The organism is Chromatium okenii, assembly GCF_016583745.1.
In the GTDB taxonomy this organism is placed as follows: domain Bacteria; phylum Pseudomonadota; class Gammaproteobacteria; order Chromatiales; family Chromatiaceae; genus Chromatium; species Chromatium okenii.
The window spans coordinates 1-849 of the sequence record NZ_NRRQ01000107.1; the positions used below are offsets into that span (position 1 = coordinate 1).

The 849-nt window shown below is 44.4% G+C and carries 2 protein-coding genes; both read left to right on the forward strand.

All coding sequences use genetic code 11. The features are described from left to right. The first annotated feature begins 427 nt into the window (after positions 1–427). Positions 428–535, forward strand: coding sequence for a type II toxin-antitoxin system HicA family toxin (locus CKO12_RS15310; protein ID WP_338032769.1), 108 nt, complete (start codon positions 428–430; stop codon positions 533–535). A gap of 4 nt (positions 536–539) precedes the next feature. Then, positions 540–746 (forward strand): type II toxin-antitoxin system HicB family antitoxin, encoded by a 207-nt coding sequence (locus CKO12_RS14370; protein WP_200155398.1) that lies wholly within the window; start codon positions 540–542, stop codon positions 744–746. The last annotated feature ends 103 nt before the right edge of the window (positions 747–849 follow it).

Consider the following 849-nt stretch of genomic DNA (forward strand, 5'->3'; position numbering starts at 1 on the left):
CTGAGTGCCCAACCACTTGGGGATGTAGGGCGCGTTGGTGAATGTCCGTGATGACGGCCTGCAAAGCCTCTCGTGCTAAAAACAGCGGGTAGCTGCGTCGCGGAATATAATCATACGGTTCCTGACACTTAGGCATTCAAACAGCAATCGCCTAACAAGCGGTTAAAGAGCGGACCCCGTAGCGCCACAGCTTGGGTTGCTACTTTTGGCAACCCAAAAATTCACAACAATCGTCCAAAAAGCGAAGAAGCTGGCACTGTTTTCGGGTATTTAATGGCACTCAGGTTTGATGATCCAGATGAGATCAATAGAGCTTGATTCCAGCAATGAAAGGAAATTTAGCAATCAATGAAGATTACGGAAATCTTAGCCATGCTTCAAAGATGACGGTTGGTATTTGGTTGCTAAATAAAGGGAGTCATCGTCAATTCAAACATCCGACAAAACCGGGCGCGTAACAGTTCCTGGAAAACCAAATGATGATGTCGCACATGGAACCAAAAACAGTGTCTTCAAACAGGCAGGCTGGAAGTAAAATGATGCGCTATGCAATTGTCATCGAAAAAGCAGCGGGCAATTTTTCCGCCTATGTTCCTGATCTTCCCGGTTGTATTGCTACAGGGAGCTCGGCTGAAGAAGTCGCAAAGGAAATCAAGGAGGCTATTGATTTCCATTTGGAGGGTATGCGAGATGACGGAATCACACCTCCTATTCCACAAAGCTATAGTCGATCCAACATAAAATGAGTTATAAACTAAGGTGGTAAAAACACATGACTTATTCTATTGATTTTCGTCGTCGAGCATTAGAACTAAAAGAAAAGCTTAATCTTACTTATAGTGAAGCCGC